Here is a 20,142-nt window from a genome sequence, read left to right on the forward strand (position 1 = left end):
GGTCTGATCTATTCAGACCCCGGCTTTATTTTTGCTGTCATCAGGGCTGGAACCAAAGCTCAGAGCGGCTGAGAGGCATGTTTGCAGGATTGAGAAAAGGGTTTTGCAATTCCAGCACCGTTCTTTGTTTCAGGGCGGCTCTTTGTATGGCGACCTGGTGATATTTGAGAAAAATTTTCTCGAACTGGCCATTACGCACCATATTTTCCAGCCCATTGTTCAGGTCTTCGGCAAACCGGCGCTTGCTGGGAGCGACAAAGAAGTAGTAGGCAGCAGGATAATGCAGGGCGATGTCCTGGCTGATGACAAGATTTTTACCGGCGTGCAATTCCTGTTCTTTCCAGATTTCCATGATAGACCTGGGAAAGTAATCAAAGCGCCCGGCTTCCAGCATGCTGAACAAAGCTTCATAAGAATTAGCTGTATTTACCTTGAGACCATTGTGCTCAAGGATTTTGACGTCTGGCCAATCCTGCTCTTGCCCTGCAGAGTAGTTCTCCATGTCCCGCAAATTTCTGATGGTTTTGAACATCTGGCGGTTTTCACTGAGAACAAAGGGGATGCGCCAACCGAGCAAGCCTTTGTCTATCGGTATTTTAATGGCGATCAGCGCTTTTTCTCTTTCATCCGTGGACATGCTCCACAAGAGATCAACTTGACCCGTGCCATATTTCATCTCATGCACGGCCCGGCCTTGCTGCATGGTCGCCTTGCTAGGTACTAGCTGGTACTTATTGGCGGACGAAGCCAGGGCCTCGGCCAGTAATTCGTGGATATAATCAAAATGACTATCTGTCTTGGCCGCTGGACGTGGGTAACGTATGACTGTGATATCTGCATAGACAGCCCGGGTGCCAAAGATCAACATGGCGGTAAACAGGATTACTGAGCACTTGCGCATAGTGTGTCTAAAAAGGAAGCTCATCGCTGCATTTTAGTCTCTTTCCAAGATGAAATAAATTGCAGGCACAATGAAAAAGTCAAAGATTGAAAAGTCTTATCACCCAATGCAAGCTGGTTTGCGTGCTAGTAAATATCCCTTGAATTCCAAACTCACAACATCGTATAAAATACCATGCGTATAAACTCGTTTAACACCTCAGACCAGCTTACCGGTAAATTGAACGACACCTCACACTAAAATAAGTAAAAACACACATGAAATTAGTCACCTGGAACGTAAACTCCCTGAAAGTCAGACTGCCACAAGTCTTGCAATGGCTGGAAACCAATCCTGTCGATGTGCTGTGCATACAGGAAACCAAGCTCACCGACGACAAGTTCCCTCAGGCAGAGATAGAAGCGGCAGGTTATCACGTCGCTTTTACTGGTCAGAAAACCTATAACGGTGTGGCGATTTTATCGAAACACGCTATGACGGATATACAAAAGAATAATCCGCAGTTTGAAGATGAACAGCAACGCATCATTGCCGCCACCATAGAAGGCATACGCGTCATCTGTGCCTATGTGCCGAATGGCCAGGCGCCGGATTCAGACAAGTTCCAGTACAAATTGAAATGGTTTGCGGCATTGGAAAACTGGGTCAGGGAAGAAATGACACGCCATCCCAAACTGGCTGTATTGGGTGACTACAACATCGCCCCGGAAGACCGGGATGTGCATGATCCTGCCGCCTGGGTGGGCATGAACCTGGTATCACCAGAAGAAAGGGCGGCGCTAACAAGCCTAATGAGCCTGGGGCTGAGTGACAGCTTCCGCCAGTTTGAGCAGGCAGAAAAATCCTTTAGCTGGTGGGATTATCGTGCTCTCGGTTTCCGTCTGAATAAAGGTGTACGCATAGACCATATCCTGCTGTCCGCAGAATTGGCGAAGCAGTGCACCTCCTGCGTTATCGACCGCGTACCACGCAAGTGGGAGCAACCATCGGATCATGCGCCGGTGATTGCTACCCTGGCTTGAGCTTTAGTCAACAAATTCAACAAATTTTTCGTCAACAAGTTTAATCGTCATATCCCAGACTGGGTGCAGAAGCCTTATTCTTCGCCCAGCTTGATTTGGCCGACGCTATACGGGGACCAGAAGCTGAATCTTCCATACGGAAGGCCGACATTGCAGTTTTCAACAAGTTGGCCTGCTCTTCCAGTGAGCCTGCCGCCGCAGCAGCTTCTTCTACCAAGGCAGCGTTTTGCTGGGTTGCCTCATCCATGTGCGCCAGCGCCACATTGACCTGCTGAATACCATCGCTTTGCTCTACCGAGGCAGTGGTAATTTCATTGATGATGGCAGCAACCTGATCAACCGCAGAGACGATGCGATTCATGGCTGCACCAGCTTTATCCACCAGCTCTGAGCCTTCGCTGACTTTATTGACCGAATCTTCAATCAGGTTCTTGATCTCTTGCGCCGCAGCAGCACTGCGTTGTGCCAGGGTGCGCACCTCACTGGCAACCACCGCAAAGCCACGCCCCTGCTCACCTGCCCTGGCCGCTTCCACCGCCGCATTTAAAGCGAGGATATTGGTCTGGAAGGCGATACCTTCGATGACGCTGATGATATCGACAATCTTGCGTGAACTGTCACTGATACCTTGCATGGTCGTGACCACCTTGCCCACCACCTCGCCGCCCTGGGTTGCGACATCTGAGGCGTTGACCGCCATCCTATTGGCTTCGCGAGCATTGTCAGCATTATTGCGTACGGCCTCGGTCAGTTCTTCCATGCTTGCTGCAGTCTCTTCCAGCGAAGATGCCTGTTGCTCGGTACGGCCAGACAAATCCATATTGCCAGTCGCAATTTCTGTCGCACCGACAGTAATGGAATCGGTCGCCTTGCGTACATCGACAACCATGACGCGCAATTGCTCAAGGAAGCGATTGAAGGCCGATGCAGTCTGGGCCACTTCATCATCGCCTTCGACATCTATCTTACGGCTCAGATCACCGCCACCAGCGGCGATGTCTGACATCGCATCGCGCACCCTTTGTAAGCCAGCCAGCATGCGGCCCACCAGCAAGGTGGTCAAAGGCATGATCACACCCAGCAAGATCAACAGGACAACGGCTGAGAGTATCAGCAACTGATCCAGGGCTTCCAGCGCTTTTTTCTTGTCTATGACCAGTGCCAGGTAAATATCAGAACCGGTAATTTGTTGCAAAAGCATGAAATGCGCTTTGCCGCCTATCTCGGTCAATATCGGGTCTTTTTGTTTGGACAGGTTAGCCAGATTATCCAGTGCCAGATCAGGGGTAATTTCCTTTGCCATTTTCATGACCCTGGCCTGATCTGCATGTGCCAGCACCTGGCCGCTCTTGTCCAGCAAGAAGGCATAACCGCCGCCCGCCAGTTTGATGGTCAAAATCTGGTCAACAATCTTGGTCAGGAAAACATCAGCACCCACCACGCCGCCCTCACCGCCTTTGACAGGTGCGGCAAAAGTGATCATCAGGCCAGGTGGCGCGACGCCCATATAAGGCGATGTGACGATGGGCTTTTTGGCTTCCATGGCAGCTTTGTACCATGGGCGCACGGTAGGGTCGAAACCAGCAGGTGGAGGGTCAGGCGGGATATTCGTGAACTGCTTGTCAGGCTGGCCTTGATACACACTGAGAAAACTGCCACCGCCACGCATCATGGTCAGACTGGCCTGCAAATCTGCGCCATTACCCAGGCCTTGCGACAAACTGTCCATCATGGACAAATTGGTTTGTATCCAGTTACTCAGTACAGCGTTATAGCCAGCAGCAACACCACGCATTTCGTTATTCAGGTCATTCTCTATCTGGGATTTCATCCTCAGATAACTGCCTATAGTCAGGACTATGGTACAAATTGCGAGCAATAATCCTATTACAAAAATGAGTCTGGCCTTGAGTGATTTCATAGCTTCCCCTGAGTACGGATATGAATAAGTGACGAGACTTTGCCCAAGCAAATCCTGATGCGCACCTATACGCACCAAGAAAAGCTCAATGCCCTACAACAATATTACGCCGCAGACTACGCTATGTGAGAAAAAATTTATCCGATTTATTACTTTGTAAAACAAGTTCACAAGTCTGTCGGTTTGCAACATCAATCCGGCTTAAATCAACTTGATTAAATTCTTGCTCACAGACAAGGAAATGCGACTAGGCTTTTTAAGGCTGCCGCTTTACACTGTGCATTTCCCTGGAGTCAACAATGATCATCATCACGACAGAAAGACTCAGTCTGCGCACTATCACAACAGATGATGCGGCGTTTTATCTGACACTGGTGAATGATCCTGCCTTTATCACCAACATACGTGACAAGGGCATACGCACGCTGGAAGAAGCAAGGACAGATATCATCAATGGCCCCATGGCAAACCAGGAAAAGATAGGTTTTAGCCTGTATGTGATGGAACGCAAGGAAGACGGGCAGGCAATCGGCCTGTGTGGCCTGGTCAAGCGGGAAACCTTGAAGAATGTGGATATAGGTTATGCCCTGTTACCGCAATTTACAGGACAGGGCTATGCCAGGGAGGCCGCCAGGGCGACGCTGGATTACGCGCATACGCATTTGCGCATAAGCAAACTGGCTGGCATTACTTCACCTGACAATGGCCCTTCCAATCAATTATTACAAGACCTGGGCTTTCAGCTGGAAGCTGTGGTGGTATTGGCAGGTGAAAGCAGAGATACCAATTTATATGGGTATGAGTTTTAAATTGGCATCCATGTGATCACAAAGAAGCATTACAAGAAGCGGTCGAGTATCTTGCGGCTGTGCTTGTCTATCTCATACATGTCACGTATCAGGAATTGTATGCCGTGATTGTCGGTAATCAATAGCGATGTCTTGCCGATGCGGCGTATGTCTTCATCACCCTTGAGGACAAAATCAGTCTCGCCGCGGTCGGTTGCTACCTTCCAGGTACATGGCAGGGCAAAGCTGGTAACGCTGATGATGTTGCTGATCTCGGGCATGAATTCGCGCCCTTCGAGCTCTTCCAGTACCAGTTCACGCGCATCCGCCGGCAGGTCATCTAGCTGGTCTATCCATGCTACTTCGCGCCCGTCTGTCAAGACCAGGGAAATACCTTTCAATGGTGACTGGATAGGAAATGCCCGCACCGGACTGACACCCTCAAATACTTCGTCATCCTCATTACTGAGTATCAGTTTGCCGAAAGAATTGCGGGTCAGGGTAAATTTTGTTGTTGTCATGTTTTACTCCTCGACCAATTCAGCATTACGGGCTTGCGCCTGATAGAGATTATAGTAAGCACCTTCTTTAGCCATCAGTTCATCATGGCTGCCCACTTCGACTACCTGTCCCCTGTCGAGGACAACCAGACGATCTGCCTTGTGCAAGGTAGACAATCTATGCGCAATCGCGATCGTGGTACGACCTTGCACCAGGTTATCAAGGGCTTTCTGGATTTCTTTTTCTGTTTGTGAATCGACAGAAGAAGTCGCTTCATCCATGATCAGGATACGCGGATCTATCAGCAAGGCGCGGGCAATCGAAATACGCTGGCGCTCACCGCCCGACAAGCCCTGACCTCGCTCACCGACCATGGAGTCATAACCCTGCGGCAGACGCAAGATGAACTCATGCGCATGGGCAGCACGGGCAGCGGCGATGATTTCATCCCTGGTGGCATCTGGTTTGCCATAGGCGATATTTTCGGCAATCGTGCCAAAGAACAGGAAAGGTTCCTGCAAGACCAGGCCGATATTGCTGCGGTAGTCAGATACGGCGAAAGAGCGTATATCAACACCATCGAGCAAAATCGCCCCTTCAGACACGTCATAGAAGCGGCAAATCAGGTTCACCAGGGTGCTCTTGCCAGAACCGCTGTGGCCGACCAGACCTATCATTTCACCGGGCTTGATACTGAGATTGATACCGCGATTGACAGCGCGGTTGCCATAACGGAAACCGACTTCACGCAATTCTATCTGGCCTTTGATTTCTTTTACTTTTACCGGATTTTGCGGATCAGGCACGCTCGATACATGGTCAAGAATGTCAAAAATACGCTTGGCAGCCGAGGCAGATTTCTGCGTCACGGATACGATGCGGCTCATGGAGTCAATACGGCCATAGAAATTACTGATGAAAGCCACAGCGGCTACCAGAGAGCCGACGGTGATATCGCCTTTTGAAATCTGCCAGATACCAAAACCCCAGACCACCAGAATACCGAGATCTGTGAGGAATGATACCGTTGGTGAAAACAGCGACCAGACCTTGTTGAGCTTGTCGTTAACCGCCAGATTATGCTTATTGGCTTCACGGAAGCGGGCAGCCTCACGCTTTTCCTGCGCAAAGGCTTTGACCACACGTATGCCTGGAATAGTATCAGCCAGGACATTGGTGACCTCACCCCATACCCTGTCTATCTTTTCAAAACCGGTACGCAATTTGTCACGCACCAGATGGATCATCCAGGCAATGAATGGCAGTGGCAACAAGGTCACCAGGGCCAGCTTGGTATTGATCTGCAACAGGAAACCGGCTGTCATGATGAACATCAACACGTCCGTCGCAAAATCCAGCAAGTGCAGCGACAGATAAACGCAAATGCGGTCACTTTCGCTACCTATGCGCGACATCAGGTCACCGGTACGTTTGCCGCCAAAATATTCGAGAGACAATTTCAGCAAATGCTCATAGGTAGCAGTACGCAAATCTGCGCCTATGCGTTCTGACACCAGCGCCAGGATATACGTCTTGCCCCAGCTTAGCAGCCACGCAATCACGGCTGAGCCAAGCAGACCGCCGATATAAAACACCACCAGTTTGGGATCAACATGCGCACCGTTTTGATAGGGAATCAAGACCTCATCCGTCAGCGGCTTGGTCAGGTAACGCGGGATCATGTGCGCAGCCGTACCAAGCAACATCAGCGTGAAGCCTATGAACAGTTGCAAGCGGTAAGGATGGGCAAAGCGCCACAGCCGCAACAGCGTCCATGTCGATGGCGGTGTATAGATGACCTTGGTGCAGACAGGGCATTCTTCCTGGTCCGGTTCCAGTACAGCTTTACAGCTGGGGCAAATATTTTGCTCTGCCCGCACAACCGGCTTGCCAGTAATATGACTTTGTAATTGTTCCTTGAACTGGTCCAGCAGGCGTATCGCATGCAGATTCTGACCAAGTGTAAAACGCCAGCTCCCTTGCAAGCCCTGTTCATCGACGAGTTCCAGGTGGCCAACACCGGCATGATCATGATGACTTAATTGCAAGCCCTGGCGAAAATACCATGCTTTCCAGTCTGTTTCACCTGGGGACCTGACCAGCAAGCGCTGGTCTGTAACTACCAGCAAGCCCTTGCGGAAGCGAAGTTTGTTGTCAAGGTCAACCTCCAGGGCAGTTAAAACGTTCTCGCCTCTGGCGATCTGACTGTTCAGATCAGCCTGCCAGGATACTGGAATTGATGCAACTGGCTGCTCGGGACTGAATTGTGTTGTGGTCATCGTGAAACGAACTCCGGCTCAAGAGCTGGTCCCGAATCAAATCAGGACATTAATTTTAGTAAAACAGATCACTTGCTTTCCGTTTCAGGCATAAGCCATGTCACGGAAGCAGCAATTTACGGTATTCTATCGGAAGAAAAATAATCAGATAAATCTGATCAAGAGGATGAACTGCTTTTGCGCTGGCGCGCAAGTATATCAGCAAGCGTGCCTTTCCAAGCCGCTTTCAACAGGATATGCGAAGTAACATTGTAGCTATAGCAAGATTTTCAAGACACCAGAAAATCTCATTTAGCCTAGCCAGCCCAGGACATGGTGCATTCAGGGAAAACGAAGAAACGCTCTAAAAATGACAAGACCTGGTCTGCATAAACCCGGCTTATAAAAGTTTACATACATGACAACAAACAAGAAAGACATCCGCATTCTCAGCGCAACGCACTTGCGTGGCCCGAATATCTGGACTTACCGCCCTGTCATTGAAGCAGTGCTGGATATCGGTGAGCTGGAAGAATTTCCATCGAATAAAATCCCCGGCCTGTATGAGCGTCTGACGACCTGGTTGCCTGGCATCATAGAGCATCGCTGTGGTGTCGGTGAGCGTGGCGGATTTTTGGAGCGCCTGCGTGAAGGCACCTGGTCTGGTCATATCCTTGAACATGTTGTACTTGAACTGCAAAACCTGGCTGGCATGCGTACTGGCTTTGGCCAAACCCGCTCTACCAATGTAGTCGGCGTGTATAAAATGGCCTTCCGTACCCGTGAAGAACAGGTAGGTCGCGCAGCCCTGCAAATTGGCCGCGACTTGCTGATGGCCGCAATCGAAGACCAGCCTTTTGACTTGCAGACCAAAGTCACCGAATTGCGTGAACTGGTCGATGACCGTTGCCTGGGCCCAAGCACAGCCAGTATCGTTGATGCAGCCACAGAGCGCCGCATCCCCTCCATACGCCTGACAGATGGCAATCTGGTGCAACTCGGCCATGGTGCTGCACAGCGCCGCATCTGGACAGCAGAAACTGACCGCACCAGCGCGATTGCTGAAAGCATCGCCAGTGACAAGGACCTGACCAAGACCCTGCTGCAATCCTGTGGTGTGCCTGTCCCAGAAGGTTCTCTCGTGCGCAGTGCGGAAGAAGCCTGGGAAGAAGCGCAGGATATCGGTCTGCCGGTCGTTATCAAGCCTTATGACGGCAACCATGGCCGCGGTGTTTCGCTGAACCTGATGAGCAAGGAAGACGTGATTGCCGCCTACGAGCTGGCTTCACGCAAGGGGGACAGCAAAAGCGTCATCGTTGAACGTTTCGTCACTGGTGATGAACACCGCGTGCTGGTAGTTGGTAACGAGGTCGTTGCAGTCGGCAAAGGTGAGTCGCTGTGGGTCACAGGCAATGGCAAATCGAATATTACTGAACTGGTCGATGACCAGATCAATACTGACCCGCGCCGTGGTACGACAGAAGACTGCCCGCTGAATGCGCTGGACCCGGCAGCAGGCGCAGAAATCATTCTCGAATTAAAACGTCAGGGCATGGATGCGAATTCCATTCCGCTGGCCGGACAAAAAGTATTGATACAGCCTAACGGCAATGTCGCTCTTGATGTCACCGATAAAATCCATCCTGATATCGCTTATGCAGCGACACTGGCCGCGCGTATCGTCGGCCTGGATATCGCCGGGGTTGATCTGGTGGCAGAAGACATTTCCCGCCCCATGGCGGAACAAGGTGCGGCAATTATTGAAGTCAATGCCAGCCCAGGCTTGCTGGCCCATATCAAACCCGCCAATGGCGAAGGCCGCCCGGTTGGCAAAGCCATCATCAATCATTTGTTTGCGCCTGAAGAAAGTGGCCGCATCAGCATCGTCGGTGTTGCCGGCACCAAGGGTTGCAGCCTGATTGCCCGCCTGATCGGTGCCCTGATCAATATCAGCGGCAAGGAAACCGGCGTTGCCTGCGCCCAGGGTCTGTTCCTGAACAAGCGTCTGGTCACCGATGGTGATTGCGCGAATTGGGAAGCTGGCCAGAGGCTGCTGATCAACCGTTCTGTAGAAGCCGCCGTATTTGAAACCAATGCCAAAGCCATGCTCAGCGATGGCTTGGCCTATGACAAATGCGCGGTTGGCGTCGTTACTGACCTGGATGGGCATGCCGACCTTGGCGCCTACTACATAGACAGCCCGGATCAGATGCGCAAAGTCTTGCGTACCCAGGTGGATGTCATTTTGCCGGATGGCGTCGCGGTATTGAATGCTGCCGACCCTGCGGTGGCAGACCTGGCTGAGCTCTGCGATGGCAAGGTTATTTTTTATGGCAAGGATCCGTTGCTCGAAGCCATCGTCAATCATCGCGCCCTTGGTGAGCGTGTAGTATTTTTGCGTGATAACAATATCGTGCTGGCAGATGGTGAAACTGAAACTGCTCTGTTGCCGCTGAGTTCACTCAAGCCTGCCAAGGTCGCCCAGGCGGAAAGTGTACTTGCGGCTGTTGCTGCGGCATGGCACTGAACATCACACCAGAGCTCATCGGTGCAGGTCTCAGGACGTTTGATTCCAGCAAGAAAGCGCCTTACTGATTGCATTAAGCATCATAGTGCGGATGCCAAGCCTGGCCTCCGCATAAATACAAGATATATTGTTTACTCTTAGAATTTGCTATTTATCTGATGGTGTGATTTCTGGTGCTTGCATGCTCAGGCTGTAAAAATCAGTACACCCTCGTTTGACGCCCTTTTCAACAGGATTAAGTTTTATGGAAGTATCACGCATCCGTGCCCTGCGCGGTCCCAATCTCTGGAGCCACCATACGGCCGTAGAAGCGATTGTTGCCTGCACAAATGAAGAGATGTCAATTGCCGGTCTGAATGGCTTTGAAGACCGTTTGCGCGCCCTGTTCCCGCAACTCAGCATCTTGCAGCCGACGGGCCATGATGATGCCATCCCATGGCCCATGTGTTTGAATTGCTGACCCTGGGCCTGCAGGCTGAAGCCGGTTGCCCGGTCACCTTCAGCCGCACTACGCAAACCCTGGAAGCAGGTATTTTCCAGGTTGTAGCTGAATACACGGAAGAAGCCGTAGGTCGCCTGGCCGTGGAACTCGCAGAAAAACTCATCAATGCCGCACTGAATGACCAGGCCTTTGATTTGCCAGCAGCACTGGGGCAATTACGTGATCTCGATGAAGATGTACGCCTGGGGCCATCTACCGGCTCCATCGTCAATGCTGCCGTTGCCCGCAACATCCCTTACCGCCGCCTGACCGATGGCAGTCTGGTCGCCTTTGGCTGGGGTAGCCGCCAGCGCAAGATACAGGCAGCAGAAATGGATGGCACCAGTGCGATTGCAGAAGCCATTGCACAAGACAAGGAACTGACCAAGAAACTCTTGCATGCCGCTGGCGTACCTGTGCCTTTGGGCCGTTCAGTATCCGACCCGGATGATGCCTGGGCAGCAGCACTTGAAATCGGCCTGCCTGTGGTGGTCAAACCCAAGGATGGTAATCAGGGTAAAGGCGTGACCGTCAACGTTACAACACGCGAACAACTGGATGCAGGCTTCCATGCCGCCAGCGAATTCCGCGATGACATCCTGGTCGAGCGCTTCTTGCCCGGCAATGACTTCCGCCTGCTGGTGGTGGGCAACAAACTGGTTGCCGCTGCCCGTCGTGACCCGCCGCAAGTGGTGGGTGATGGCAAGCAAAGCGTGCGTGAACTGGTCGAGCAAGTCAATAAAGACCCGCGCCGTGGTAGTGGTCACTCTACTTCCCTGACCAAGATACGTTTTGATGATATCGCCCTCGCCAGCCTGGCAAAACAAGGCTTTGTGGCGGATTCCATTCCACCCAAGGGACAGCGGGTGGTATTGCGCAATAATGCCAATCTCTCTACCGGTGGCGCAGCGACCGATGTGACAGATGATGTGCATCCTGAAGTTGCGGCCCGCGCAGTGGCTGCCGCACAAATGGTGGGGCTGGACATCTGTGGTGTCGATTTGGTCTGTGACAGCGTCTTGAAACCGATAGAACAGCAAAATGGCGGCATCGTTGAAGTCAATGCTGCGCCAGGTTTGCGCATGCACCTCTCTCCTTCTTTTGGCAAAGGCCGACAGGTCGGTGAAGCGATTATCGCATCGATGTTTGATGACCATGACGATGGCCGCATCCCTATCATTGCTGTTACCGGCACGAATGGCAAAACCACGACAGTACGTCTGATTGCCCATCTGTTGACAGCCAGTGGTTTGCGTACAGGCATGACCAATACGGATGGCGTCTATGTTGCAGGCCGCCAGATTGATAGCGGCGATTGCAGCGGCCCGCGCAGTGCCCGCAATGTCCTGTCCCACCCGGATGTTGATGCAGCCGTGTTTGAAACTGCCCGTGGCGGCGTCTTGCGTGAAGGCCTGGCTTATGACCGTTGCCAGGTTGCAGTCGTCACCAATATCGGTTCTGGCGATCACCTTGGCCTGAACTACATCACCACGGTAGAAGACCTGGCCGTATTAAAACGCGTCATCGTGCAAAACGTTTCCGACAACGGCTATGCCGTGCTGAATGCGGCTGACCCTATCGTTGCGGCCATGGCCAGCAATTGCCCGTCTGCCGTGATCTTCTTTGCCGCAGACCACCAGCATCCCGTCATGGCAACGCACAGGGCTCAGGGCAAGCGGGTGGTATATATAGAAAACGGTCATCTGATCGCCGCAGAAGGCAAGACACGCCATAGCGTGCCACTGGCTGATATCCCTATAACCCGCAATGGAAGCATAGGCTTCCAGGTCGAGAACGTCATGGCATCCGTGGCCGCTGCCTGGGCAATCAATATTGACTGGGACAGCATACGCGCAGGCTTGTTGTCGTTTGCCAATGAAGCCGACAATGCGCCTGGCCGCTTCAATGTCTTCAACTTCCGTGGTGCAACCCTGATTGCCGACTATGGTCACAATCCGGATGCGATACTGGCACTGGTGCGCGCGGTAGAAACCATGCCTGCCAAACGCCGCTCTGTCGTCATCAGTGGTGCCGGTGACCGCCGTGACCAGGACATACGCCAGCAGACTGAAATCCTCGGCGAATCCTTTGACGACGTAGTGCTATACCAGGATCAATGCCAGCGTGGCCGCGCAGACGGTGAAGTTGTCGCCCTCCTGCGTGAAGGCCTGAAGCAGGCAACAAAAACTTCACGCATCGATGAAATCAATGGTGAATTCATCGCGATTGACCTGGCCATGGACAGACTCGAGGCAGGCGACCTGTGCCTGATTCTGATAGACCAGGTAGAAGAAGCTTTGGCGCATATCGCCAAGCGTGTTGCAGCAGGCTAAGCTGTCTACATTCAGCAATAAAAAAGCCGGGTCACTCACCATGACCCGGCTTTTTTGCGTAATTTCTTCAGGTGTTGCGGCCCGCCATGACGCCGCCATCTACATCCCATATTGCGCCTGTCACCCAGGCCGCTTTATCTGAGAGCAGAAAGCTAATAGCTTCCGCCACATCTTGAGGTGTACCGATACGGCCTATGGGGTGAAAACCATTAAAACCTTGCAGGGCAGCAGGAATATCTGCCTTGGGAATGAAACTTTCATACACCGGCGTCTCGACCACGGCGGGCGATACCGCATTCACCCGAATATTGGCAGAGGCAAGTTCCATGGCCAGGTGCTGGGTTAGTGAATGCAGGCCTGCCTTGGCCATGGAATACGCAGATGAGGGGGTCGCCGCAATCGCCTGCTTTGCCCACATAGAACCTATGTTCACGATAGCTCCTGCGCTGCCGCTGGCTATCATATTGGCCGCAACTTTCTGGGTAATAAAGAACAAGGCCTTGTTCAAAGCCTGGTACTGGTCATAATCACTTTCACTGTGTTCAAGAAAAGCCTTGGGGGAAAAAATGCCCGCCGCATTCAATAGCAAATCGATGTCCTTGTGTTTTTCATCAAGCGTATTCAAAAACTGCGTTACATCCTCTGCCCTGCTTAAATCTGCAGTCAGTGCAGTCACTTCCCCGGACAGAGACAATTGTTGTTGCGCAGATTCGGCTTTGTCCCTGCGCTTGCCGACGATCACCACCTTGCCACCCTGATTGAGTACCATGCGCGCAGTTTCCAGCCCGATGCCGCTGGTGCCACCTATGACCAATAGTTTCTTGCCTTGGAAATCAGTATTCATTAATTACTCCTTTATTTCAAACACTACAATTACCTACCTATCGAATGGTAGTTTACATACGTAAAAAAATGCCAGTCTCAGACTGACACGGTGGAAAGAAAAGTCTGCGCAATTTCAGCCGGCCCTTGAGTGGTCCGCATGCCACGCCCCAGCACCATCGCCCCTTCGAGCGCACTCAGATAGGTTTGTGCCAGCGAGTCTGCAGCGCAATTTTTTGTGACCAGGCCAGCATGCTGGGCATCGCCTATAATCTGGGCCAGCCAGTCAAGGTTGACCTTAAAGAAGCGCGCCACTTCATCCGCTGCAGATTCAGGCAGGGAACCAGATTCAGCACCAAGCATGCCGCAAACACAAAGACGCTTGTCACGGTTAAAGGTTTGCTCAAAAACGGCAGCATAAGCACGCAGTCTTTCGACTGGACTGGCATGACGGCCTTCTATACCGAGTAATTCACCACGAAATACATGGGTATAGCGCTGCACCAATACAGAAACCAGATCCTCTTTTCTGGGGAAATGGTGATGGATACTAGGTTTTTTGATTCCTACCAGCTTGGCAATATCATCGTAGGAAAAACCGTTATAACCTTGTTGCTGTATCAGCCCCTGGGCGACATCAATAATGCGCTCTGCCATGGGTGAGATTTCTGAAAAATGCTTCATGCTCTATTTACCTGAGATGTGTTCGCCACACTTTTACCGTCTAGTTGGTAGGCATAATAGATATTATGCTTTGCTGTGTCAAGCAACTTTTTTTGTGCTAGTGCAAGCATGCCAGCACCTGACTCGACATCAGGCGCAGGCAAAATAAATACTCAGATCAAAAAACCTTTGGACTCAGCGCCCGCATTACGCAAACCGGCAAGCGGCACTTGCTTGTCATTGACGATTTCACCATCAAGCATCAGCGAGGTATAGCGCAAGCAGCAAACCCGCAGGAAAGAAGAAAAATTATCGATCTGGCCACGGTAGGCAATCAACTCATCATACAGTTTGGTGATGAGTTGATTGGTATTCATGCCGTCGCGTGTGGCGATTTCTTCCAGCACATTCCAGAATATCTTTTCCAGCCGTATGGAAGTCACCACACCATGCAGGCGTAAGGAGCGCGCCCTGGATTCATAGAGTCCAGGGTCGGCTTTGACAAAAATCTCACACATGTTTCCTCCCGCACATCGTCAAGATTTATTTTCTGACGATTATACGGTACTTGCCTAATTTACAAACTTGCTTACAAGCTTATTTCAGTGCCCAGCAATGTCAGGAACTGCCCTATCCAGGCTGGATGTGCTGGCCAGGCAGGTGCGGTCACAAAATTCTTGTCAGTGACTGCTTCAGTTACAGCGATATTGGCATAGTGCCCGCCTGCCGCCTCGACTTCTGGCTGACAAGCCGGATATGCTGAGCACTTAATGCCTTCCAGCACCCTGGCGGCAGCCAGTATCTGCGCACCGTGGCAAACTGCGGCTATCGGCTTATTGGTCTGAGCAAAATGCTGGACGATGGCAATCACTTGTGGGTTCAGGCGCAAATATTCTGGCGCGCGGCCACCAGGTATCAGCAAGGCATCATAATCCTGCGCCTTGACACCGGCAAAGTCGTGGGTGATGCTGAATCTATGACCTGGTTTCTCGGTATAAGTCTGCTGGCCTTCAAAGTCATGGATGGCGGTAGCCACATAGTCACCGGGCTTTTTGTCAGGGCACACTGCGTGTACTGCATGCCCAACTGCCAGCAGGCTTTGAAAAGGCACCATGGCCTCATAATCTTCTACAAAATCACCGACCAGCATAAGAATTTTTTTGGCTGCCATGATGTCTCCTGAATCTTGGTTTGAAGGAGACCCATTGTTGAGCAAATTTCAGCATCGCAGGTAATGACGGGTTACTACATGGCTCAAGAGATTTCCGTCTGGAAATTAACTATATTTTGCGCATTCTTATTGATATTTTGCGACGTATTAATCAAACAGTAACAGGAACTCGTATAAAATCAATTCATGCTCTGGAATTCGATCATACGGGGCGGGTATCGTTTATAGCCTGGAGACAACATGGCAGAAGCAGGACCGCTGTATAAAAATCGGGTATTGTTGCTTACGCAAACCTTTTTCATCATCGATAACAAAGAAGAGTTATTGATCGGTGCCCATAAGTACGACTTCGACATCCTGTTTTTTGACCAGATGAGCAGTTTTGTAAAGGCAGTCCAATCTTCCGAAGGTCATGACCTGTTCGTGATAGACCTTGATGTGCTGTACAACATGCAGGATGACATGCAGCACACCCGCCGCCAGACCATGTTCCTCAGCGACTTGCTGCAGCGTCTGCCAGATGACCAGAGCTATATCTACCTGCAGACCGTGCGCCAGGGCGAGCGCTTCTTGCTGCAACAAAAACTCGTTGATAGCAATTGCATGGCCTACGCAGAAAAACCCATCACCAATGAGGTGCTGGTCGATAAGCTGTTCAATATCTTTGCCCGCCAAAAGCGCGGTGAGACTAATACCATCGTGCTTTGCGGCGAGCTATCTTCACTCGACACTGCCCTGCTGGCAGAAAACCATATAGAACTGCTGCACAATCCCGATGCACGTTCTTTGCATGTGCGCGTCAAGGAAGCCCAACCAGATATCGTGCTCATTGATGAGGCCCAGTATTTGCAGACAGAAGCCTTGGTACGCGTACTCAAAAAGAATATAGAATTTGACCCCAGCCGCGAAATCATCCTGCTGCAAAGCCGCCCTGATCCGGCCATGGCCAGGCGCGCACTTGATAGCGGCTTTGATGAAATACTAACACCCAGCGACGCTGATGTACTGACACGCCAGCTACTGAACCGCGTCAATAAAATTCGCGCCAGCAAAGACCTGATCAGCCGCGACCGCGCCACTGGATTGTTGAATAAAGTCGGTTTGCAGAAAAAGGCTCAGGAATGGATACGCCGCGCCAGTCGCGAAAACAAACCGCTGGCCTACGGCATCATCGACATCGACAAGTTCAAGAACATCAATGACACCTGGGGCCATTACTTTGGCGACATCGTCATCAAGCGTTTGTCTTTGGTCTTGTCCGCACAACTGGGCGAGCAAGATTTACTCAGCCGTTTTGGTGGCGAAGAATTTGTCGTGGTTTTCTGGGATTGCACACCGGCACAAGGCAAACAAAAACTCGACGCCTTGCGCGAAGCCTTTGGCAAAATCGTCTTCGAAGTCAAACCCGGTGAAAATAAAAACTTCAGCTTCAGCGGCGGCATCGCCGACTTTCCGACCTGGAATACCGAAAATGCCATGTTCTTGCAGGCAGATGCGATGCTGTATCAGGCCAAGCAAGGTGGGCGGAATCAGGTTTGTGTTAGTGGCAAATAAGCTACCCAGACTTCTTAAATTTGTTGCGTGTTGATATGCGCCAACGGAAGGCTGCAGGCTCGTTGAGCCCACATACCATCCTCCCAGGAAAAGATAGGTGACGAAAGTAATTTTCCTGTACCTGGCCATTCTCTACCGCGCGGAAGGCTTCTTTTAAAAAACAGTGCGCTTACAGGCTCATGTAGCAAAACATATTGACTCGCGAGACGCAATCGCCTCCTGCGCAGTTGGTGCATTGATACAGGCTTCTCCCATCCCCACTGAGGAAATGGTTTCTTCATTGAGTTCCTGTACTCAAGTATCAATACTCTGGTCAATTGGCGCTTTAATTCTATCCTGCCCATGCGCGCGACTGGCTTTCTCCAAGGATGTACAGGCCGGAATTCACGCTGTTTTAGCATAGGCAAATAGTATCAAAAATCAGTTTACGAGTATTTTATGTACTCTTTTTTATATGCATCAACGCAGCGCTGTCTAGACTGACGAAGTGACTCACCTTTTTTTGCAAGCGGATAACCAATTGAACTTAAGAATTCATTGCAATCATTTATATCAAACAAAGACATGTGATCCAAAGAATCTTCATATGTAAGCAGCCTGCCATCTTTACCATAGAACAGGCATGGATCGAAAACACGCCTAGTGTAGTAATAATTGGGATGATTACTTTCTTTATCCAAATCAACATCTGGCTTTTTCTTTACTATTGATAAATAGGTAAAGAACATAGTGATACAAATCAACCAAGGACCAAGCAAAAAACACAGGAGGGCCACTATATCGCTACGAAAACTCAAAGCGACAACGCACAAGAAAAGTAAACTAATCAATAACGAAAAAATTGCCTTATCCCCTCTTCTATGCATAAACATGACTATCAACAAAATCAGTGAAGCAGCCAAGGGAAATAAAATAACAACAAAAAGTAATATTATGGAATCTGAAGAACTAAAATACATGCATACCTCTATTTGATACCACGAATAAAGCTAATGCCACTCGTCTCGTGAATAGTATTAATCCGCCTGCTGCATCTTTTGCTCAACTTACACTCTTTCAGGCCTTGTTGATAAAAGTACCTACAACTCAGCCCACTGAATCATGCCCACCCGCACCAAACAACTGCTCCTTGACATGCGCTAACTGATCCCTGACCTGGGCCGCTTTTTCAAACTCCAGGTTCTTCGCATGATCCAGCATGAGTTTTTCCAGGCGCTTGATTTCGCGGCTGATCTGTTTCTCGCTCATGACTTCATAACGCGCCTGTTCTTGCGCTACTGCCAGTTCTTCCCTCGCCTCTTGTGGATTATAGACGCCATCGATGATGTCCTTGATCTGCTTGCGTATGCCTGTCGGCGTAATATTATTGGCCAGATTGAAGGCCAGTTGTTTGTTACGACGGCGCTCGGTTTCGCCAATGGCGCGGCGCATTGAGTCGGTGACCTTGTCAGCATACAATATAGCCTTGCCGTGCAGATTACGCGCAGCACGACCTATGGTCTGGATGAGACTGCGTTCAGAACGCAGGAAACCTTCTTTGTCTGCATCAAGGATAGCCACCAGTGACACCTCAGGGATATCCAGCCCTTCGCGCAGCAGGTTGATGCCGACCAGCACGTCAAAAGTGCCGAGGCGCAGATCGCGGATAATTTCCACCCTTTCTACGGTATCGATATCGCTGTGCAGATAGCGCACCTTGATGCCGTTTTCATTGAGGAATTCGGTCAACTGTTCTGACATGCGCTTGGTCAAAGTGGTGACCAGTACCCGTTCGTGCTTTTTGACGCGCTCGATAATCTGGTTCATCAAGTCATCAACCTGTGTCAATGCCGGGCGCACTTCTATCTCTGGATCTACCAGGCCTGTTGGCCTGACCACCTGCTCCACTGTCTGGTCGGAATGCTGGTCTTCATAATCACCTGGTGTAGCTGAAACAAATACGGTCTGGCGCAATTTGCTTTCAAATTCTGCAAACTTCAGCGGGCGGTTATCCAGCGCCGATGGCAGACGGAAGCCATAATCGACCAGATTGGTTTTGCGCGCCCTGTCGCCGTTGTACATGCCATTCAACTGGCCAGTCAGCACATGCGATTCATCCAGGAACATCAGCGCATCTGGCGGCAGATAATCGACCAAAGTTGGTGGCGGTTCACCAGCCTGGGCACCACTAAGGTGACGTGAGTAATTTTCAATCCCCTTGGTGAAACCAATCTCGGCCATCATCTCCAGATCAAAGCGGGTGCGTTGCTCTATGCGCTGCTCTTCTATGAGTTTGTTTTCACGGCGAAAGAAGTCGAGGCGCTCACGCAATTCTTCCTTGATGGTCTCGATGGCCCGCAAGACTGTTTCGCGCGGTGTCACGTAGTGAGAACTTGGATAGACTGTAAAGCGCGGTATCTTTTGTTTGATACGCCCGGTCAGCGGATCAAACAATTGCAGGTTTTCGATTTCATCATCGAACATCTCCACGCGCACAGCCATCTCGGCATGTTCTGCCGGGAAAATATCAATGGTGTCGCCACGCACACGGAAAGTACCACGTCCAAAATCAACTTCATTGCGCTTGTACTGCATTTGTATCAGGCGGGCAATGACATCACGCTGGCTGACCTTGTCCCTGGCTCTCAGAGTCAGGATCATCTTGTGGTATTCGTTCGGGTTACCAATACCATAGATGGCAGAGACAGTAGCCACAATGATGACATCCCGTCTTTCCATCAGTGATTTGGTACAGGACAGACGCATCTGTTCTATATGCTCATTGATCGCAGAATCTTTCTCAATGAACAAGTCGCGCTGCGGTACATACGCTTCTGGTTGATAGTAATCGTAATAACTGACAAAATACTCTACCGCATTGCGTGGAAAGAATTCCCTGAACTCACTGTACAACTGTGCTGCCAGGGTTTTATTAGGTGCAAAGATGATGGCCGGCCTACCTGTCCTGGCGATCACGTTTGCCATCGTGTAAGTCTTACCCGACCCCGTCACTCCCAGCAGTGTCTGAAAAAACAAACCGTCACTGATACCCTCAACCAATTGTGCAATTGCCGCTGGCTGATCACCCGCTGGCTGGAACATTTGATACAACTGATAAGGTGAATCAGGGAAACTGATAAATTTTGATTCGTCCAACTGTTCTGACAAAGCTGTTGAATTAACTGGTGCTACGGCCATGATGCGATTACCTTTGCTAAAAT

General features: G+C 50.7%; 13 protein-coding genes and 2 pseudogenes. 5 read left to right on the forward strand and 10 right to left on the reverse strand.

The window, feature by feature from the left end:
- Nucleotides 1–40: 40 nt before the first annotated feature.
- On the reverse strand, nt 41–901 hold the full coding sequence (locus tag UNDYM_RS15065) for an ABC transporter substrate-binding protein (RefSeq protein ID WP_162041767.1): 861 nt from the start codon (nt 899–901) through the stop codon (nt 41–43).
- A 257-nt stretch (nt 902–1,158) separates the two neighbouring features.
- On the opposite strand from UNDYM_RS15065, the gene xth reads away from it, so the two are divergent.
- Complete coding sequence (gene xth / locus UNDYM_RS15070; RefSeq protein WP_162041768.1) at nt 1,159–1,923, forward strand: exodeoxyribonuclease III; 765 nt, start codon at nt 1,159–1,161, stop codon at nt 1,921–1,923.
- A 40-nt stretch (nt 1,924–1,963) separates the two neighbouring features.
- Here xth and UNDYM_RS31240 read toward each other — a convergent pair whose 3' ends face one another.
- The gene (locus UNDYM_RS31240; protein ID WP_162041769.1) at nt 1,964–3,844 is read right to left on the reverse strand and encodes a methyl-accepting chemotaxis protein; all 1,881 of its coding nucleotides are present in this window, start codon (nt 3,842–3,844) and stop codon (nt 1,964–1,966) included.
- A 299-nt stretch (nt 3,845–4,143) separates the two neighbouring features.
- Here UNDYM_RS31240 and UNDYM_RS15080 point away from each other — a divergent pair, with 299 nt between their 5' ends.
- Complete coding sequence (locus UNDYM_RS15080) at nt 4,144–4,653, forward strand: GNAT family N-acetyltransferase (protein ID WP_162041770.1); 510 nt, start codon at nt 4,144–4,146, stop codon at nt 4,651–4,653.
- A gap of 29 nt (nt 4,654–4,682) precedes the next feature.
- On the opposite strand, the gene UNDYM_RS15085 is transcribed toward UNDYM_RS15080, so the two are convergent.
- Both UNDYM_RS15085 and UNDYM_RS15090 read right to left on the reverse strand, forming a co-directional pair.
- Nucleotides 4,683–5,153 carry a DUF1854 domain-containing protein gene (locus UNDYM_RS15085; RefSeq protein WP_162041771.1) on the reverse strand — a complete coding sequence of 157 codons (471 nt, stop codon included), beginning with the start codon at nt 5,151–5,153 and terminating at the stop codon, nt 4,683–4,685.
- Between the two features lie 3 nt (nt 5,154–5,156).
- Entirely contained in the window at nt 5,157–7,412 is a 2,256-nt protein-coding gene (locus tag UNDYM_RS15090; RefSeq protein ID WP_162041772.1) for an ABC transporter ATP-binding protein, read from the reverse strand.
- Between the two features lie 397 nt (nt 7,413–7,809).
- Between UNDYM_RS15090 and cphA (UNDYM_RS15095) the strand changes: the two are divergent.
- Both cphA (UNDYM_RS15095) and cphA (UNDYM_RS15100) read left to right on the forward strand, forming a co-directional pair.
- Nucleotides 7,810–9,986, forward strand: a pseudogene (gene cphA, locus UNDYM_RS15095) (cyanophycin synthetase).
- 176 nt (nt 9,987–10,162) lie between these two features.
- Nucleotides 10,163–12,732, forward strand: a pseudogene (cphA, locus tag UNDYM_RS15100) (cyanophycin synthetase).
- Between the two features lie 67 nt (nt 12,733–12,799).
- Here cphA (UNDYM_RS15100) and UNDYM_RS15105 read toward each other — a convergent pair.
- From UNDYM_RS15105 to UNDYM_RS15120, 4 genes are all read right to left on the reverse strand, one after another.
- Nucleotides 12,800–13,576, reverse strand: coding sequence for an SDR family NAD(P)-dependent oxidoreductase (locus UNDYM_RS15105; RefSeq protein WP_162041773.1), 777 nt, complete (start codon nt 13,574–13,576; stop codon nt 12,800–12,802).
- Nucleotides 13,577–13,653: 77 nt separating this feature from the next.
- Nucleotides 13,654–14,238, reverse strand: a complete 585-nt coding sequence (locus UNDYM_RS15110) for a TetR/AcrR family transcriptional regulator (RefSeq protein ID WP_162041774.1) — start codon at nt 14,236–14,238, stop codon at nt 13,654–13,656.
- A gap of 152 nt (nt 14,239–14,390) precedes the next feature.
- Nucleotides 14,391–14,735 (reverse strand): ribbon-helix-helix domain-containing protein, encoded by a 345-nt coding sequence (locus UNDYM_RS15115; RefSeq protein ID WP_162041775.1) that lies wholly within the window; start codon nt 14,733–14,735, stop codon nt 14,391–14,393.
- 71 nt (nt 14,736–14,806) lie between these two features.
- Complete coding sequence (locus tag UNDYM_RS15120; protein WP_162041776.1) at nt 14,807–15,388, reverse strand: DJ-1/PfpI family protein; 582 nt, start codon at nt 15,386–15,388, stop codon at nt 14,807–14,809.
- A gap of 240 nt (nt 15,389–15,628) precedes the next feature.
- Here UNDYM_RS15120 and UNDYM_RS15125 point away from each other — a divergent pair, with 240 nt between their 5' ends.
- Nucleotides 15,629–16,942, forward strand: a complete 1,314-nt coding sequence (locus UNDYM_RS15125) for a diguanylate cyclase (protein WP_162041777.1) — start codon at nt 15,629–15,631, stop codon at nt 16,940–16,942.
- A gap of 425 nt (nt 16,943–17,367) precedes the next feature.
- On the opposite strand, the gene UNDYM_RS15130 is transcribed toward UNDYM_RS15125, so the two are convergent.
- Nucleotides 17,368–17,901, reverse strand: a complete 534-nt coding sequence (locus UNDYM_RS15130; protein WP_162041778.1) for a hypothetical protein — start codon at nt 17,899–17,901, stop codon at nt 17,368–17,370.
- A gap of 127 nt (nt 17,902–18,028) precedes the next feature.
- A complete protein-coding gene (uvrB, locus tag UNDYM_RS15135; protein ID WP_162041779.1) occupies nt 18,029–20,119 on the reverse strand; it encodes an excinuclease ABC subunit UvrB in 2,091 nt (696 codons plus the stop codon).
- Nucleotides 20,120–20,142: the final 23 nt, after the last annotated feature.

The sequence above is a fragment of the Undibacterium sp. YM2 genome (assembly GCF_009937975.1).
Classification (GTDB): domain Bacteria; phylum Pseudomonadota; class Gammaproteobacteria; order Burkholderiales; family Burkholderiaceae_D; genus Undibacterium.

What these genes read in the sequence shown, in the direction of transcription:
- uvrB (WP_162041779.1), bottom strand. Translation starts at nt 20,119, where the DNA reads ATGGCCGTAGCACCAGTTAATTCAACAGCTTTGTCAGAACAGTTGGAC.
- UNDYM_RS15120 (WP_162041776.1), bottom strand. Translation starts at nt 15,388, where the DNA reads ATGGCAGCCAAAAAAATTCTTATGCTGGTCGGTGATTTTGTAGAAGAT.
- UNDYM_RS15115 (WP_162041775.1), bottom strand. Translation starts at nt 14,735, where the DNA reads ATGTGTGAGATTTTTGTCAAAGCCGACCCTGGACTCTATGAATCCAGG.
- UNDYM_RS15105 (WP_162041773.1), bottom strand. Translation starts at nt 13,576, where the DNA reads ATGAATACTGATTTCCAAGGCAAGAAACTATTGGTCATAGGTGGCACC.
- UNDYM_RS15125 (WP_162041777.1), top strand. Translation starts at nt 15,629, where the DNA reads ATGGCAGAAGCAGGACCGCTGTATAAAAATCGGGTATTGTTGCTTACG.
- UNDYM_RS15085 (WP_162041771.1), bottom strand. Translation starts at nt 5,153, where the DNA reads ATGACAACAACAAAATTTACCCTGACCCGCAATTCTTTCGGCAAACTG.
- UNDYM_RS15065 (WP_162041767.1), bottom strand. Translation starts at nt 901, where the DNA reads ATGCGCAAGTGCTCAGTAATCCTGTTTACCGCCATGTTGATCTTTGGC.
- UNDYM_RS15110 (WP_162041774.1), bottom strand. Translation starts at nt 14,238, where the DNA reads ATGAAGCATTTTTCAGAAATCTCACCCATGGCAGAGCGCATTATTGAT.
- UNDYM_RS31240 (WP_162041769.1), bottom strand. Translation starts at nt 3,844, where the DNA reads ATGAAATCACTCAAGGCCAGACTCATTTTTGTAATAGGATTATTGCTC.
- UNDYM_RS15080 (WP_162041770.1), top strand. Translation starts at nt 4,144, where the DNA reads ATGATCATCATCACGACAGAAAGACTCAGTCTGCGCACTATCACAACA.
- UNDYM_RS15130 (WP_162041778.1), bottom strand. Translation starts at nt 17,901, where the DNA reads ATGTATTTTAGTTCTTCAGATTCCATAATATTACTTTTTGTTGTTATT.
- xth (WP_162041768.1), top strand. Translation starts at nt 1,159, where the DNA reads ATGAAATTAGTCACCTGGAACGTAAACTCCCTGAAAGTCAGACTGCCA.
- UNDYM_RS15090 (WP_162041772.1), bottom strand. Translation starts at nt 7,412, where the DNA reads ATGACCACAACACAATTCAGTCCCGAGCAGCCAGTTGCATCAATTCCA.